The following is a 16,359-nucleotide window of genomic DNA, read 5'->3' on the forward strand; positions in this document are numbered from 1 at the left end:
AAACAGAATAACATAAAAAATGTTTAATTTTTTTATCATATCTTTAAACAGAAGCATGAATTTTTGTTAAGATGAAAAATTGGCTTATTGTACTTACATTTTTTAGCCTGTGGATTTCCACTATGTTCAGTGAGAATGTTCAACAGGTTTTGGCATATGTTCTTATTCTTTCGGTGGGGGTGTTACATGGCGCAAATGATATTAACTTAATTAACTTAATTACAAGAGGTAAAAAAAAGAAATCAAATTTTTATAAGGTGTTGGCCTATTATTTGAGCACAGTAATATTGATTCTTGGTGTATTCTCAATTTACCCACCACTTGCTTTGTTTTTGTTTATAATCATTAGTGGTTATCATTTTGGAGAACAACATTTTAAAGGGAAAGTGTTAAAAGAGGTTATATTGACTAAGCTTTTTTATTTTTTTTATGGATTGACCATATTGTTCATGATATTTCATTTTAATATGAACAAAACTAATCCAATTTTTTTAGAAGTAATTGGGTTTTCAATGCCAGACTCTTTTTTTAGGAATATACTTATCGCAGCTGTTTCAGGATTAGTTTTATGCTTTCTCTTGGTAAATTCACGAAAAGTAATAATTGTAAATGTCGTTGAAGAGATTTTTTATTTATTGATATTAATGGTGGTATTTAAAGTTGCGGACCTTTTATGGGCTTTCTCTATTTATTTTATTTTGTGGCACAGTATTCCTTCCCTAAAAGACCAAATCGAAATGCTATATGGAAAGTTCGAGATTAAAGGGCTATTAAAATATTTAAAAACTTCTTGGGCCTATTGGTTAACTTCCATTATTGGTCTAATCGCATTGTTTCTTATTTTCAAAGATAATAAGGAGTTCTTCATATCGATTTTAATTTACTTTCTTGCGGCAATAACCTTTCCGCACGTTATCGTAATGTCAAAACTGGAAAAAAATTAAAAGCTCACTCTAAAACTTATATTGGGGGTTATTCCTAAAGAGTTATTTTCCACTTTTTCAATGGCGCTATTATCTTCTGAGATTCTGTAATAACGATTCAAGATGTTCTTTTTGTTGGTAATATTCAATAATGAAACTCCAATTTTTGCTTTTGTTCTTCTATTGATTTCCCATTGATACACAGCCGACGCATCTGCCCTAAAATAGTCTGGCAAGCGATTACTATTAGGCTCTTGGTAAGTGATTCTGGCTGGAAAGAAACTATTATCTATTGCATTGGTTGCCTGTGGCTCCGTAAAAGGTTTGCCAGTTCTGTAGTTAATACCAAAGCTCATTTTTAATCTTTTAATGGTATAGGTGCTGGCAAACGTCATAGTATGGCGAACATCTAAATTATTAGGAAATGTCATGGGAACAATACTATCATAAGTATAATCATTTTTATTGAACGTATAACTTAACCAGGTACTATAATTGTTCCCCTTTTTATTTATTAAAAATTCAAACCCTTTAATTTCATAGCTGCCAATTTCGCCATTAAATTGGTTTTCGTTTTGAAAGCCCTGTGTTCTTGTGCTGATACCATCCACTTGCTTGTAGAACCCTTCAAGACCAATATAAAGTGAGTTTTTTGCATGATTGAGGCCTATTGAACCTTGTTTGCTCTTCGTAATTGGTAATTCATTATCGTCGCTTAAAGTCCATCTGCGTTTTTCAATTCCTAAAAAGTTTTGTTCCAAATCGATAACTTGATTGGTGGATTGACTTTTAAATTCACCCAACAGTTGTGCTCTTAGATTTTTGGCAATTCTTAAGTTAAGATTGATTCTTGGTTCAATCAATATTTTAGAGAAGGTACCTAAGTTCTCCATATAGTTCATTCTAAATCCACCACTTGCTATAAAATTGTCTTCAAATGATTTGTAGCTGAACTGCGTGTAAGGGGCATGAATGCGTATAACACCTTTTTCTTCTATATCAAATGGGGGTTGAGTATTAAAAACCTTATTAGTAATTCCTGTTTCAATATATTGGTAACCATTATGCCATGAGGCGGTCTCGGATATTTTAAAGTTCGTATCTAATTTCAGTGCTCTTTCTTCAACAATGTTCTTCTGGTTTAAACGTTGTACTTGATTGGGGAAAAAACTTTGTGCATCTAAATTGTATTTTGAAAAATATACGTTCAGGTTTGAGCTGAAGTTACTTCTCCACTGACTTTGTAATTGCAGACCAGTAGAGATGTTAGTTTGATCAAGGAAACTTCTAGAAGTTTCATTGGTAATTATGTCCGTTTCAGAAAAGTCTAAATCATTATCAATGGCAATAAAGCTCAATCGCAGTTTATGATCTTCATTAATGTCATAGAGTAATTTTCCTGTGAAATCATAAAAAAAGAATTTTTCATCTCTACTTAACCCTTCATCAATTTCTTGGTTCTGTTGGTTTTTCACCTCAGTGTCTTGGAAAGCTCTATCCGTAAAGCTATCATATGCGGGAGTGTTCAAAAAATCCGTAGTGGAGCGACGCGCCGAGAACTGAAAAGCTAGATTGTCTTTAACAGGGATCTGTCCATAAATATCACCACTGATAAAATTAAAGCCTGCGCCACCAAAGAATTCTCCACCTATGTCATTCTTAGTTTCCATGCTGATTACACTGCTGACACCATCTCCATATTGGGTTGGGGTACCATTTTTGTAAACCGTTACCTTATCTGTTAGATATGGATTGAAAGCCGATATCAATCCGAAAAAATGACCCGATTGGTACATTTTAATTCCATTCCATAAAGTTAAGTTTTGGTCATTTGTACCACCACGGACATTGATGTCGGAAACTGTCTCATCAATGCTTTTAATTCCTGGTAGGGCTTGAACACTTTGTAAAATATCGGGTTCAATTAACCCTGGCAATACTCCTAACTCTGCGGTATTTAAAGTAATGCTCGCATCTTCTTGTTTGATGATTCCTGAAGTTAAAAATTCATACACTACAACTTCCTCCAGTCTCTCGTAATTCTGGGCCAAAAGAATCGTGGTACAATCCGAGTTAGCTGCTAATTCATTAACTGAAATATATTTTGTGATATATCCTAAATAACGAATCTTTAAAGAAGCGTCTCTGGGCACTTTTTCTAATCGAAATGACCCGTCTAAATCAGTAATGATTGCCCTATTAAGGTTAATCAGCTCAACAGTGGCACCTGAAACGGTATTCTCCGCAAAATTGTCCAATACTTTACCGCAGAGACTAACAAAAGCGCTTTTAGAAAGCGCATAGTATCGATTATCAAGTTTTTTGATTTCTAACTGGGTCTGCAAGGCTATGGCTTGCAAAATGGCATTAAGAGTATTGGAATTAGGCTCTTCAATGGTAATACCACCAACTGCCTCATCAATAAAAGAAAACTTTACGGCATATTTTTCTTCAAGCGTATTTAAATATGCCTTTAGGTTGACGGTTGACTTATTTTGTGCATTTGCAGGAATTAAAGGATTAAGAAAAACAATACCTAAAAATAACCCTATGATGCAACTACGGAGTGTTCTCAGCATAGAAAAGCACGTTATCTTCACCTAATTTATAACTAATCTGTGAAGGGGTACTTATACTTTCTAACGCTATTTTTAAGTCAGTGTTGCTAAATGTGCCGGTAAAAAGTTGATTAGTATCAACATTTTTGGTATTTACTTCAATGTTATATTGCCTTTCCAGCTCATCGAAAACGTACTTTAACGGAATGCTTGCAAACGAACTTTCATTTAACATCCAAGAGGGCTGCAGCATTCTAGGCTTTTCTGTATTTTGAATTTGCCCATCAATTACTACAAATGAAGTGCCTGCAGGTAGTTTGATTTCTTGTTCTTTGTAAGAAACGCTTACAAGACCTTCGTAACAAGTAACTTCAAAAAAGCCATCTCTATTTTCAACATTAAATTCTGTACCTAAAACGGCAATGGAACCAGACGAGGTAGATACCGTAAATTTTTTGCCTTTTGCAACTTTAAAAAAGGCTTCCCCATCTAATTGAACAGCTCTTTCATTGTCCCATTTTTTTTCACTAAACGAAATTTTAGAATCAGCGTTTAATGCAATTTCTGAATTATCAGGTAGGGTAACTTCTGTATGCTCAGCAAGCCCAGTTTTGAAATATTCATCTAATGAATTCAAGTAAAAGTATGATCCAGTGAGCATGATTGCGATTACTGCGGCAATTCGCAAAAACTGTTTATATGGGCGAAAAGGAACAACTTTGGAAGTTATTTCCATATGCTCGTTTTGAAATATGGCATAAGCCCCATCAACATCAAAATCAGGAGCTTTTATTTTCTTTGCAACCTCTGAAATTCTCATATACGTAGCGTACTCATCAGACTTTTTAAATTCTGACAACTCCTCTTCTGTGAGTTCATTGTTGAGCCATTTTGCTAAATAATTGTCTTGCATGATTTCTATGCTTTACTGTGGTATAACAACTTAGGTTTCAAAAACCCTACTTTTAATTTCAAGTATCAAACACAAGCTCAAATTTAAAGATCAAACTCAAGTTCAAAACCTAAGTATTAGGTTGAATTTTTTTGAATTTGGAAAAAAGTTATTTTTTCACCTAACACCTAACACCTAACACCTAACACCTAACACCTAACACCTAACACCTAACACCTAACACCTAACACCTAACACCTAACACCTAACACCTAACACCTAACATTATATTCCATCTATTTTCTCCCGCAATGTTTTTAAGGCCAAATGCATACGTTTTTCGATAGCTTTTACACCTACGCCTTCCAGTTCGGCAATCTCTGCATACTTTTTACCATCTATTCGATTTAATAAAAAAGTAGTACGTTGATTTTCAGGTAGGGAGTTTAAGGCATCATCTAATTTTTTCTGAAACTGTTTTTCTTCCAAAACAAATTCTGGAGACTCATTTGAAATAGTGCTAGAATGTTGGTCGGCATATTTCATTCTCACCTTTTCAGCTTTAAGAACATTTAAATACAAATTGTTAGCAACCGTATATAAATATGATTTTGCCTTTTCTGGAGCAACCTTGGAGCAATTTTCCCAAAGCTTTACAAAAGCCTCTTGCACAGCATCATGTGCTTTTTCTTCATTACCATACTTATAATATATGTAATTGAAAATCGTTTTAGAATTGGCTTTAAATACTGAGCTGAAGGTTTGCTCTTCACAAACATTGTCCATGTATGCCTATTTGCTTGGTTTCTCAAAGATATTTTAAAAAAAATTAAAAATCAGGTAGGGTTTTATTTATGAAAACTGTTTTAGAGTTGTAGTAACAAAAAAATAATCCAAATCGTTATGAAAAATTTAATCAATAATTTAATGTGCATTGGCCTTTTAATAATGGCCCTTATGTTTACCGCTTGTCAAGAAGAGTTTGAACAAGTGGGTGGCGAAGTAAATGAACAAGAAACTATAACAGCAAGTTCTACAACTGCTGATTTAATAACAAATACCGCATCGAATGATGGATCTTTTGACAATATTGTTGATGGTGCAAGTTGTTTGGCTATTGAATTCCCTTATACTGTGGAAGTTGGTGGAATTCAAATTACCATTGATTCTAGAGAAGACCTTCATTTAATTGAAGAAATTTTTGACGAGTTCGAAGATGATGAAGATATATTGGATATCCTTTTTCCAATAACCATCACCTTAGGTGACTTTTCTGAACTTGTTATTGAAAGCAAGGAAGCACTTAGAGAACTAGCTGCGCAATGTTTGGAAGGCGGAGACGATGATGATATTGAATGTATTGATTTTGTTTATCCTATAACGCTGTTCACTTTCGATATTAATGAACAAGAAACAGGTTCAGTAACTGTAAACAGTGATAGAGAATTGCATTTGTTCTTTAAAGAACGTGATGATAATGAGCTTATTAGCATTGACTTTCCTGTGACTTTAAAGAAAGCGGATGGTACAGAACTAGTCGTGGATAGCAATGGAGAGCTTGCAAATGCCATTGAAATGGCAAAAGACGCTTGTGATGAAGATGATGATGATGATTTTAATGATGATGATTTCACTAAAGAAAGATTAGATGCCTATTTGGTGGAATGCCCATGGGAAGTCAGAGAAGTCAAACGCGATGGTCTAAATCAAACGGATCAGTATCTTGAATATTTAATGACTTTCACAGAGGATGGTGCAGTAACAGTTAAAGACAGGATGGGCAATATTCTGAATGGTGAATGGGCAACCAGAGTTTCGGACCATGGAATTCTTTTAAACCTTGAGTTTGATGTTTTAGTAGACTTCACTTTAGAGTGGTTGGTTTATGAGATTGGCGAACATACAATTAAATTATACAATGACGAAGGTAATAGAATTATCTTAAGACAACATTGCGATGATGATCAAAATGGTAATGAAGATCCAGATACTTTGAGAGAAATCTTAAAAGAATGTGCATGGATTATTAGAAAAGTAGAATTGCAGAATGAAGAGGTCAGAAGGTTGCTAGGTTTTGAATTCAAATTCTTGCCTGAAGGTGTTGCTACTTTAAGTGATGGAATCACAACAGGTGAAGGTACTTGGGAAATTGGTTATAATGATGAGCAAGTATTGTCTTTATTGATAGAATTTGGTTCTGAACCAGCTGTTAACTTCAATTGGCCATTAAGGGATTTAGATGATAATCGTTTAAGGTTCGAGGTTGAAGAAATTGGTTACGAGCTAGTATTACAGCGAGTATGTAATGCCAGTGCTGGTGACGGAGATGTCTCTGAGATAAGAAATATTATGTTGGGCGGACAATGGAATGTTGCCATATATGATAATGAAGGAGAAAACGGAACAGAAAATTTTGCAGGAATGGACTTTAGCTTCTCTATGTTCAATCAAGTTGAGGTATCTGTGAACGATGACCCTATAACAGCTGGCGTCTGGAGAGTATTAAGAGGTTACGGAGATAACCTTCAGCTTTACCTAAACCTTGGTGATGATGATACTTTTGGAGAATTAACAGAAGCATGGTATATCACTGAAGTGTCTGCAGATCGTATTGAATTGGTTTACGAAGATGAAAATGTCAACTTTAAGAAGCTGGTCTTCGAGAAAAAAATGTAATCTTTTTTGCCCCACATCAACTCTGAAAAGGACAGCTTTCCCCAAAGCTGTCCTTTTCTCTTTTAGTCTAGTATGTAAATTTTCTTCTTTAGATTTATAGTTCTACGCAATACCACAATCCATAGGTATTTCTTAAATTTGTCTTTCTTCAAAAATGATGAAAGCCCATGTTTGATAATTTAAGTGAAAAGTTAGATAAGGCCCTACATGTACTCAAAGGACATGGTCAAATCACCGAAATAAATGTAGCAGAAACCCTAAAAGAAGTTAGACGCGCATTGCTTGATGCCGATGTCAATTTTAAGATTGCAAAAGAGTTCACTAATAGGGTTAAAGAAAAAGCCCTCGGTGAAAATGTACTGACCAACTTACAACCCGGGCAATTGATGGTTAAGATTGTCAAGGATGAACTTACGCAATTAATGGGTGGTGATGTCGAAGAGTTAAACTTAAAGGGCAGTCCATCAGTTATATTAATGTCAGGTTTACAAGGTTCTGGTAAGACTACTTTTTCTGGTAAACTGGCTAATTATTTAAAGAATAAGAAGACCAAAAAACCATTGCTAGTAGCCTGTGATGTTTATCGTCCTGCTGCAATTGATCAGTTGCATGTAGTTGGGGAACAAATCGGGGTTGAGGTTTATTCTGATAGAGAGAATAAAAACCCAGTTTCAATTGCTGTGGCAGGTATTAAGCATGCAAAATCAATAGGTTCGAATGTGGTGATTATCGATACAGCCGGTCGTTTGGCGGTAGACGAAGTAATGATGGATGAAATCGCCAATATTCATAGAGCTATTAAACCACAAGAAACTTTGTTCGTAGTTGATTCTATGACAGGGCAAGATGCGGTAAATACGGCAAAAACGTTTAATGATATTTTAAATTTTGATGGTGTCATTTTGACCAAACTTGATGGTGATACCAGAGGCGGTGCTGCCATATCAATTAAATCGGTAGTTGATAAACCCATTAAGTTTATTGGTACTGGAGAAAAGATGGAAGCTATCGATGTTTTCTATCCATCAAGGATGGCAGATCGTATTTTGGGCATGGGAGATGTGGTTTCACTTGTTGAACGTGCACAAGAACAATTTGATGAAGAGCAAGCTCGAAAGATTCAGAAGAAAATTGCCAAAAACCGTTTTGGTTTTGATGACTTTTTAAGTCAGATTCAGCAAATCAAAAAAATGGGGAACATGAAAGACCTAATGGGCATGATTCCTGGCGCAGGCAAAGCCTTAAAAGGACTTGATATTGATGATGATGCCTTTAAGCATATAGAAGCTATTATCCATTCTATGACTCCTGATGAGCGATCAAATCCGAATAAGTTAAATACAAGTCGAAAGAAAAGAATTGCATCTGGTAGTGGCCGTACTGTTCAAGATGTAAATCAGTTATTAAAGCAATTTGATCAAATGAGCAAGATGATGAAAATGATGCAAGGCGGTGGAGGCAAGAAGATGATGCAAATGATGCAAAATATGAAGTGATTATAACAAGTAATCTGATTTAACAATTATAAAATAGTCACAACCAACATGGAAATTTTAGACGGAAAGAAAATATCCAATGATATTAAAGATGAAATCACTGTAGTGGTTTCAAAGATGAAGGAACATGGAGAAAAAGTTCCTCATTTAGCGGCAGTCTTGGTAGGTACTGATGGGGCCAGTCTTACCTATGTTGGTAGTAAGGTGCGTTCTTGTAAAAAAATCGGATTCGAATCTACTTTAATACACCTTTCTGAAGAAACAACTGAAGAAGAACTGTTGAAACAAGTAGATGCATTAAATACAAATCCAGATATAGATGGCTATATCGTACAACTTCCATTGCCAAAGCATATTGATGAGCAGAAAGTGTTAATGGCAGTTGACCCCGATAAAGATGTTGATGGGTTTCATCCTACCAATTTTGGAAAAATGGCTTTGGATATGGAGTCGTTTATACCCGCTACACCTTTTGGAATCATGGAGTTGTTGCGAAGATATGATGTAGAAACCGAGGGTATGCACACGGTTGTTATAGGGCGTAGTCATATTGTTGGTCGCCCTATAAGTATTTTAATGAGTCAAAAGGGCAAGGCAGCAAATTCTACCGTAACCATAACACATAGTCGAACAAAAGACTTGGCCTCAATTACCAGAAATGCCGATATTATTGTATCTGCTCTTGGCGTTCCTGATTTTTTAAAAGCAGATATGGTGAAAGATGGTGTAGTAATTATAGATGTTGGTATCACTAGAGTACCAGATGAATCAAGGGAAAAGGGATATTATATCACCGGCGATGTTGATTTTAAGGATGTGAGTAAGAAGGCTTCGCACATAACTCCTGTACCAGGTGGGGTAGGACCAATGACCATTGCCATGCTATTGAAAAATACATTGATTGCTAGAGCGCGTCACACTGCTAGAAACAGTTCTTAATTTTCCACCTGAGTTTCTTCGTCTGGAGTTAAAATCTCAACATCTTGCTCGCCTTCATCATTCGTACAACCTATTAGGATAATGGAAATGAATAGCGTAGTAATTATCAGGTATTTCCTTTTCATCTGTTTTTGTTTTAATAGCAGTGCCTACTATTTATTAATATATAAAACGTTATTAATTAAGCTATTAGTATGGGATGAGCTCTTTTTGGAATGAAATTTAAAATCGCTATCTTTTGATACTAAATCCAACCAATTATGAAAAGATTTTTACTTGTTCCGTTTATGACCATATTTCTATTCTTGTCATGTACTTCTAAAAAAAATCATGAAAATAGTATTAAGGTGTCTTTTTCAGAAATTACTAGCGACTCTACTTTGGACGGTCGATTGCTCTTAATGCTTTCTACAAATAATGAAAAAGAGCCACGTTTTCAAATCAATTCAGGATTGGACACACAACTAATTTTTGGAATGGATGTAGAGGGAATGAAACCGGGTGATGAATTTGTCTTTGACAATTCGGTATTTGGATTTCCTTATACAAGCATGGCAGATGTTCCCCAAGGAGAATATTACGTACAGGCATTACTGCACACTTATGAAACGTTTGACCTCGCAACCGGTCATACAGTAAAACTACCTATGGATAATGGTGAAGGACAACAATGGAATCGTTCCCCAGGAAATCTTTATAGCGAACCCTTTAAAATCACTATAGGTGCTAATGGAGTTCAAAATCTTAGTGTTTCAATGGATAAGGTGATACCGCCGATTGAAGAGCCAGAGGATACAGAGTGGATAAAACACATTAAGATTAAATCGGAAAAACTGTCTAAATTTTGGGGACGCGATATGTATTTAGGGGCTCATATATTACTTCCTAAAGGTTTTGAGAATCATCCTAAAGCTAAATATCCCTTAATGGTTTTTCAAGGCCATTTCCCATCAGATTTTGGAGGATTCAGAACAACTCCACCAAATCCAGATACAAAACCAGAATATTCTGCCCGTTTTGATGTGGAGGGGTACAATATTATTCAGCAACAAGAGGCCTATGACTTTTATAAGCGTTGGAACGAACCTGACTTTCCAAGGTTTTTAATTATTGAAATTCAGCATCCGACACCTTATTATGATGATTCGTATGCTGTGAATTCAGCCAGTCAGGGCCCTTATGGAGACGCGATAACTTACGAATTGATTCCCCATATTGAAAAAGAATTTAGAGGAATAGGCGAGGGATGGTCTCGTTTTTTATATGGAGGTTCTACGGGTGGTTGGGAGGCTTTGGCCGTTCAAGTAAAATACCCCAAAGAATACAATGGTTGTTTTGCTGCCTGTCCCGACCCTATAGATTTTAGGGCATATTGCTTAACAAACATTTACGAAGATGAAAATGCTTATTTCTATAAAAGTGAGAACAAGAAATTAGAAGTACCAGCGCGACGTGATTATCTGGGCAATATTTCGTCAACCTTAAAAGAGGAAAACCATTTAGAATTGGTTTTAGGCACAAAATCTAGGTCTGGACAACAATGGGATATTTGGGAAGCTACTTATTCCCCACAAAATGATGAGGGTTACCCAGAAAGGATTTGGGATAAGGTGACAGGTGATATTAATCCTGAAGTGGCAAATTATTGGAAAGAAAACTATGATTTACGCCATATTTTGGAACGTGATTGGGATAAATTAGGTGAAAACCTAAAAGGTAAAATCAATATTTATTGCGGCGATATGGATAATTACTATTTGAACAATGCTGTTTATTTGATGGAAGACTTTTTGGAACGGACCACAAATCCCTATTATGGTGGAGAAGTATTATATGGTGATCGTGCCGAACATTGCTGGAACGGAGATCCAGAACTGCCCAACCATATCACTAGAATGCGCTACAATAGCATGTACGTGCCAAAAATTATGAAACGCATTGCGGAGAGTGCCCCAAAAGATGCGGATTTAAAAAGCTGGAGGTATCAATAAAAATATGGAGAACACCTCAAATAAGGTTGCTTGGTTTGTATTTGCCTTTATGGCCATTGGGGTGAGCTTATACCCTTTAGGCTACATTTATCAGGCTTTTCAAGAAGGAGAGTTCGCCTTGCGGCAATCTAAAAGTGCTGAGCTTTTAGCAAATTCTATTTGGAATATCGGGTTTTATGGACATGTATCTTTTGGAGGTCTAGCCCTGCTAACGGGCTGGTCACAGTTTAGCAAAAAATTAAGGGTCAAACGTTTGCAGCTTCACAGAAATCTTGGAAAAATTTATAGTGTTTCTGTATTAATAAGCGGTATTTGTGGGGTTTATATCGCCTTTTATGCAACTGGCGGATATATTACTATGCTTGGTTTTCTAGGCTTGGGCTTGGTTTGGCTTTATACGACTGGCAAGGCCTATTTTGCTATTCGAAAAGGGGATGTTTCTTTGCACCAGGGTATGATGATCTATAGCTACGCTGCCTGTTTTGCAGCAGTTACGTTACGAATATGGTTGCCCTTATTAACTTTGGCGTTTGGAGCTTTTTTGCCCGCTTACAAGATAGTGGCTTGGCTATGTTGGGTGCCTAACATGATTTTCGCTTACTTCTGGGTGAGGCGTAAGGGTATTGTTTTAGGATGACTATTTAGCAAACAACTGTCCCATATCTTTGAAGGCTTTGAATTCTAAGGCGTTACCCGCAGGGTCTAAAAAAAACATGGTAGCTTGTTCACCAACTTCACCCTTAAAACGTACATAAGGTTCAATGATGAATTCAACGCCTTTAGCTTGTAAGTCTTTTGAGAAAGATTCAAAGGTTTCCCAAGGTAAAACTACTCCATAGTGTGGCACGGGCACGTTTTTGCCATCAACAGCATTCGCATGTAGTTGTTCACCACTTTTAGGTTTATAGTGTATGACCACTTGATGACCAAATAAGTTAAAATCTACCCAATGGTTGCTACTACGGCCTTCTTCACAACCCAATACCTCACGGTAAAATGTACGGCATTCAGCGAGGTTATAAACAGGAATAGCGATGTGAAAGGGGGTGACAATTGAATTCATAAGAACTGAATTAAGTAAAAAGTTGGTTAAAAATAAGAATTGTACCCTTCTTTACAATTCCTATGTTAAAAATTCTATGATTTGATCATTGACCGATTCTTGGTGCATTGAATGCCCAAGGCCTTTGGTAGCTATTAGTTCACTCCCTTTCCAATGTTCATGTACATTTTTAGAGGCTGTAAAGGGTACTTGAAGGTCCTCTTCATCATGAAAAAGCAGTCCTTTTTTGGTATTATGAGCTACAAAACGAGCACTTGAGAATTCATGAAAATGAAAATTAAGCCATTCTTTTAAACGTTTGTCCATAGCCATACGCACCTTACTATTAAATTTTAAAAGACCTTGGTATTGGTCCATAAATTGAGAGAATTCGCATGGGGAGCCGATGGTGACAATTTTTTCTACCGACGATTTTGGGTTTTTAAAATGGTCGTACAAAATAGTCATACCGCCCACCGAATGGGCAACTACATATTTTGGTTGGTACTTATCTAACATATGCCGAGAAGAAATGGAATATAAAGGAACATGCAAGCGCTTTCCGGTCGAATACCCATGGGCAGGGGCATCAAACGCAATAATATTGAAATTATATTCTATGAGTTTTTTAATGAGATTTCGCCACCTATAGGTATTGCTTTCCCAGCCATGCATTAAAAGTACCGTATCACCATTGCCTTTCCATCGGTATGATTGCACTAAATGCTCATTCACCTTTTCCACTTCGTTTTTGGCAGCGTCCAAAAAGTCTTTTTGAATTGGTAGTACTTTACCTTTTCTTATCGTACAGAAAATATCAAATGCTTTTATGGCAGTACCCCGTGGATCAAAAAAGACACGAAAATTAAAAAGTTTACCGTATGCCAGTGGAATGATTTTGGTCAGTATTTTTTTCATATGGTTACTTTTTGTAACTTACTCTTTATTGGAAACTAAAAATACATATTCCTTTTCTAAGAAAAAAGAGGTGGCTAAGGAAAAACTTGGTATTGATATGGAAACTAATACTGATAATCAGAAGGTTAGGATGACAAAAAAATTAGAAAAAATGTTTGGTCATATTGATTACAAACACCCACCAGAGCTTTGTCCTGTTCGTGACGTGATGTCAGTTGCATCGGATCAGTGGAGTGTTTTAATCATTCTTTGGCTCGGTTATTTCCCTGTTCTGCGGTTTAATAAATTAAAAAAATTTGTGTACGGCATCTCAAACAAAGTGCTGAGCCAGCGATTGAAGGTTTTGGAGGCAGATGGCTATATTTCAAGAAAGGCATATGCTGAGGTTCCCATACGGGTAGAATATAGCTTAACAGAGTTTGGCCAAAACTATGTAGAAAAATTACTGGAACTGACGGAATGGATGCACCTTAATAGTCCTAAGGTAATCGCGAACAGGAGTAAGTATGGGAGTTTTGGCGATTTGTAGCCTACTGTTTGATTGAATTCCAAATGTCAGGGGACATTTTCCAAGTATCATTTCCTTTTTCCCAGATAACGACATATTTACCTTTCCATTCACTTATTGCTTACATTCTCCTATCCATTTGTAACTATTCTCATTGATATCGTAAAAAGTGCGTCTAGAAAACCGGTATAAAAAAAGGTACTACTTATAAGTTAATTAACTAAAGTCAATGATGACTTTTTTCAATTCTTAGTAGCTACAATCAATCCCAACCAAGCATTAAATACTTAATCTTGGCCCCATTTGGAATTTGCACCGCTTCAATATTAGAGGTAGTATACCTAAGATTAGTAGGTAGCTCCGCTTTGTCAATCGTAAAGTAGAGGTTGCTGTTTTTTGGAAAGATAACAACGCTATTCAAAGTGGTTACAATCTTTTTAATGGTATAACTACTTTGAATGTCCTTAAAAGTACTTAGTAGTCCAATGCCATTTTCAGCCTTGTACCTTGGGTCAAGAATCTGAACATTTTCAATGGTGGGGATACTATCGGTACTCGGTGTTAAAAGCAATAGTGGTAAACCTCCTTTTTCAAAGATTTGGATTTTTTTAGAGGAAGAGCCAATTTTTGATTTTAAAGTATCTCTAACAATGGAATCTTGAAGAAAAACCGAACTTATTGCTTCTACCTCTGAAGTTGAAGTCAACCGACCAATCGAATTTTCCGAAATTAAGAAGGTGATGTCCTTTTCGGTACACCCAATTACCAAGAGTAATAGGTAAAGTATAATACTAATACGTACTTTATTCATACTGTTTTTTTAGGGAGAATACTAAATTAGTTAGCGAATTACCTTTTTTAAAACGCCAAGTACACCTCGAATAAAGGTTGCACTGGTTAAAACCTTGACCACAGGGTTCATTCGAGTACTTTTTCTTGTTGAGGTTCGACGTGTTTTTGGCTTGGCTTTTTCTTTTTCCGCCTCTTTCTCTGCTTTTTCAATTTTTTCATTTAAAATTTCATAAGCACTTTCGCGGTCAATCTCATCATTGTATTTTTTGATAAGCTTTGATTGTCCTAAGGTTTCTTTTAGTTCTTTGTCCGTTAGCACATCCATTCTACTCATAGGTGCGCGTAACATGGTTGCTGCCAATGGGGTTGGACGCCCTTTTTCATCTAAGGCTGAAATTAATGCCTCTCCAATACCTAATGAGGTTAAAACTTCTTTGGTATCGTAAAATTCGGAATCCGGGTAATTCTCTGCAGTAAGTTTTATAGCCTTACGGTCTTTGGCAGTAAATGCTCTCAAAGCATGCTGGACTTTAAGCCCCAGTTGTGATAATACTGCATCAGGAACATCAGTAGGGTTTTGAGTAACAAAATAGAGTCCAATGCCTTTTGAGCGAATTAATTTTACAATGCTTTCTATTTGTTCTAATAAGGCTTTGCTTGCTTGACTAAAAATTAAATGAGCCTCATCAATAAATAAGATTAACTCTGGCCGGTCATTATCCCCTTGCTCCGGGAAAGTAGAATAGATTTCTGCCAAAAGGCTTAGCATAAAAGTGGAAAACAGTTTTGGCTTGTCTTGAATATCTGTTAAGCGGATGATGTTGATGAAACCACGACCATTTTCATCTATTCGAACCAAATCTTCTACATCAAAAGATTTTTCTCCGAAAAACAAATCTGCTCCCTGTTGTTCTAGCTCAATAATCTTTCTGAGGATGGTGCCCGTAGAACTTGTTGAAATTCTACCGTAATCTTTTTGAAACTCTTTCTTTCCCTCACCAGTGGCATATTGTAAGACTTTTTTAAAATCTTTTAAATCCAATAAAGGCAGCTTGTTATCATCACAATATTTGAAGACCACTGCAACAATACCCTCTTGGGTAACCGTTAAATCTAATATTCTTGATAGTAGAGTAGGTCCAAACTCTGAAACAGTAGCACGAAGTCTAACTCCATTCTGCTCTGACAAAGACATGATTTCAACAGGAAAACCTTTTGCTTCAAAAGGAAGCCCTATAGCGTCGTGTCGTTCATCGATTTTTGGGTGACCGGGACTCGCTTTTGCAATACCACTTAAGTCTCCCTTTAAATCCATTAACAATACAGGAATACCTTTCTCTGATAAGTTTTCAGCAATAACTTGAAGTGTTTTGGTTTTACCCGTACCGGTTGCACCAGCAATCAAACCATGCCTGTTTAGGGTTTTTAAAGGTACTTTGACATAGGCATTTGTTACGGTTTCTCCATCAACCATTCCTGCGCCCATTGTAATGAAGTCACCTTTTGTGGTATACCCTTTTTCAATATGGGCAAAGAATTTTTCTTTATTGCTCATTGCATTCAATTTCCGATAAAAATAGGGTAATTTGGTAGAAGACAAAAGATTCAAGACATTAGAAAAAAT

15 protein-coding genes are annotated in these 16,359 nt (G+C 36.1%); 7 read left to right on the forward strand and 8 right to left on the reverse strand.

Going from position 1 to position 16,359, the window contains the following annotated elements:
* Nucleotides 1-71: 71 nt before the first annotated feature.
* A complete protein-coding gene (locus tag RM706_RS13080) occupies nucleotides 72-944 on the forward strand; it encodes a Brp/Blh family beta-carotene 15,15'-dioxygenase (RefSeq protein ID WP_311352268.1) in 873 nt (290 codons plus the stop codon).
* Here RM706_RS13080 and RM706_RS13085 read toward each other — a convergent pair.
* The 3 genes from RM706_RS13085 to RM706_RS13095 all read right to left on the reverse strand — a co-directional run bounded on the left by RM706_RS13085 (nucleotide 941) and on the right by RM706_RS13095 (nucleotide 5,159).
* Nucleotides 941-3,502, reverse strand: a complete 2,562-nt coding sequence (locus RM706_RS13085; RefSeq protein WP_311352270.1) for a TonB-dependent receptor — start codon at nucleotides 3,500-3,502, stop codon at nucleotides 941-943. The genes RM706_RS13080 and RM706_RS13085 overlap by 4 nt on opposite strands.
* Complete coding sequence (locus tag RM706_RS13090) at nucleotides 3,483-4,394, reverse strand: FecR family protein (RefSeq protein WP_311352272.1); 912 nt, start codon at nucleotides 4,392-4,394, stop codon at nucleotides 3,483-3,485. The genes RM706_RS13085 and RM706_RS13090 overlap by 20 nt, the downstream gene beginning before the upstream one ends.
* Before the next feature lie 264 nt (nucleotides 4,395-4,658).
* A complete protein-coding gene (locus RM706_RS13095; RefSeq protein WP_311352275.1) occupies nucleotides 4,659-5,159 on the reverse strand; it encodes an RNA polymerase sigma factor in 501 nt (166 codons plus the stop codon).
* A gap of 117 nt (nucleotides 5,160-5,276) precedes the next feature.
* Here RM706_RS13095 and RM706_RS13100 point away from each other — a divergent pair, with 117 nt between their 5' ends.
* The 3 genes from RM706_RS13100 (at nucleotide 5,277) to RM706_RS13110 (ending at nucleotide 9,484) form a co-directional block, all read left to right on the forward strand.
* Nucleotides 5,277-7,049: a hypothetical protein gene (locus tag RM706_RS13100; protein ID WP_311352277.1), complete on the forward strand. Its 1,773-nt coding sequence runs from the start codon at nucleotides 5,277-5,279 to the stop codon at nucleotides 7,047-7,049.
* A 167-nt stretch (nucleotides 7,050-7,216) separates the two neighbouring features.
* The gene (ffh, locus tag RM706_RS13105) at nucleotides 7,217-8,545 is read left to right on the forward strand and encodes a signal recognition particle protein (protein ID WP_311352279.1); all 1,329 of its coding nucleotides are present in this window, start codon (nucleotides 7,217-7,219) and stop codon (nucleotides 8,543-8,545) included.
* Nucleotides 8,546-8,593: 48 nt separating this feature from the next.
* On the forward strand, nucleotides 8,594-9,484 hold the full coding sequence (locus RM706_RS13110) for a bifunctional 5,10-methylenetetrahydrofolate dehydrogenase/5,10-methenyltetrahydrofolate cyclohydrolase (protein WP_311352281.1): 891 nt from the start codon (nucleotides 8,594-8,596) through the stop codon (nucleotides 9,482-9,484).
* Here RM706_RS13110 and RM706_RS13115 read toward each other — a convergent pair.
* Nucleotides 9,481-9,609: a hypothetical protein gene (locus tag RM706_RS13115; RefSeq protein ID WP_311352283.1), complete on the reverse strand. Its 129-nt coding sequence runs from the start codon at nucleotides 9,607-9,609 to the stop codon at nucleotides 9,481-9,483. The genes RM706_RS13110 and RM706_RS13115 overlap by 4 nt on opposite strands.
* Nucleotides 9,610-9,744: 135 nt before the next feature.
* Here RM706_RS13115 and RM706_RS13120 point away from each other — a divergent pair, with 135 nt between their 5' ends.
* Nucleotides 9,745-11,475, forward strand: a complete 1,731-nt coding sequence (locus tag RM706_RS13120; RefSeq protein ID WP_311352285.1) for an alpha/beta hydrolase-fold protein — start codon at nucleotides 9,745-9,747, stop codon at nucleotides 11,473-11,475.
* A 4-nt stretch (nucleotides 11,476-11,479) separates the two neighbouring features.
* Nucleotides 11,480-12,112, forward strand: coding sequence for a DUF2306 domain-containing protein (locus RM706_RS13125; protein WP_311352287.1), 633 nt, complete (start codon nucleotides 11,480-11,482; stop codon nucleotides 12,110-12,112).
* Here RM706_RS13125 and RM706_RS13130 read toward each other — a convergent pair whose 3' ends face one another.
* Both RM706_RS13130 and RM706_RS13135 read right to left on the reverse strand, forming a co-directional pair.
* Nucleotides 12,113-12,538 carry a VOC family protein gene (locus RM706_RS13130; protein WP_311352289.1) on the reverse strand — a complete coding sequence of 142 codons (426 nt, stop codon included), beginning with the start codon at nucleotides 12,536-12,538 and terminating at the stop codon, nucleotides 12,113-12,115.
* A 60-nt stretch (nucleotides 12,539-12,598) separates the two neighbouring features.
* Nucleotides 12,599-13,435 carry an alpha/beta fold hydrolase gene (locus tag RM706_RS13135; RefSeq protein ID WP_311352291.1) on the reverse strand — a complete coding sequence of 279 codons (837 nt, stop codon included), beginning with the start codon at nucleotides 13,433-13,435 and terminating at the stop codon, nucleotides 12,599-12,601.
* A 28-nt stretch (nucleotides 13,436-13,463) separates the two neighbouring features.
* On the opposite strand from RM706_RS13135, the gene RM706_RS13140 reads away from it, so the two are divergent.
* Entirely contained in the window at nucleotides 13,464-13,964 is a 501-nt protein-coding gene (locus tag RM706_RS13140) for a winged helix-turn-helix transcriptional regulator (RefSeq protein WP_311352293.1), read from the forward strand.
* Nucleotides 13,965-14,205: 241 nt separating this feature from the next.
* Here RM706_RS13140 and RM706_RS13145 read toward each other — a convergent pair whose 3' ends face one another.
* Together RM706_RS13145 and RM706_RS13150 are read right to left on the reverse strand one after the other, a co-directional pair.
* On the reverse strand, nucleotides 14,206-14,754 hold the full coding sequence (locus RM706_RS13145; protein WP_311352295.1) for a hypothetical protein: 549 nt from the start codon (nucleotides 14,752-14,754) through the stop codon (nucleotides 14,206-14,208).
* 30 nt (nucleotides 14,755-14,784) lie between these two features.
* Nucleotides 14,785-16,290, reverse strand: a complete 1,506-nt coding sequence (locus tag RM706_RS13150) for a helicase HerA-like domain-containing protein (RefSeq protein ID WP_311352297.1) — start codon at nucleotides 16,288-16,290, stop codon at nucleotides 14,785-14,787.
* Nucleotides 16,291-16,359 lie beyond the last annotated feature (69 nt).

It is taken from the genome of Croceitalea rosinachiae (genome assembly GCF_031846445.1).
GTDB classification, from domain to species: domain Bacteria; phylum Bacteroidota; class Bacteroidia; order Flavobacteriales; family Flavobacteriaceae; genus Croceitalea; species Croceitalea rosinachiae.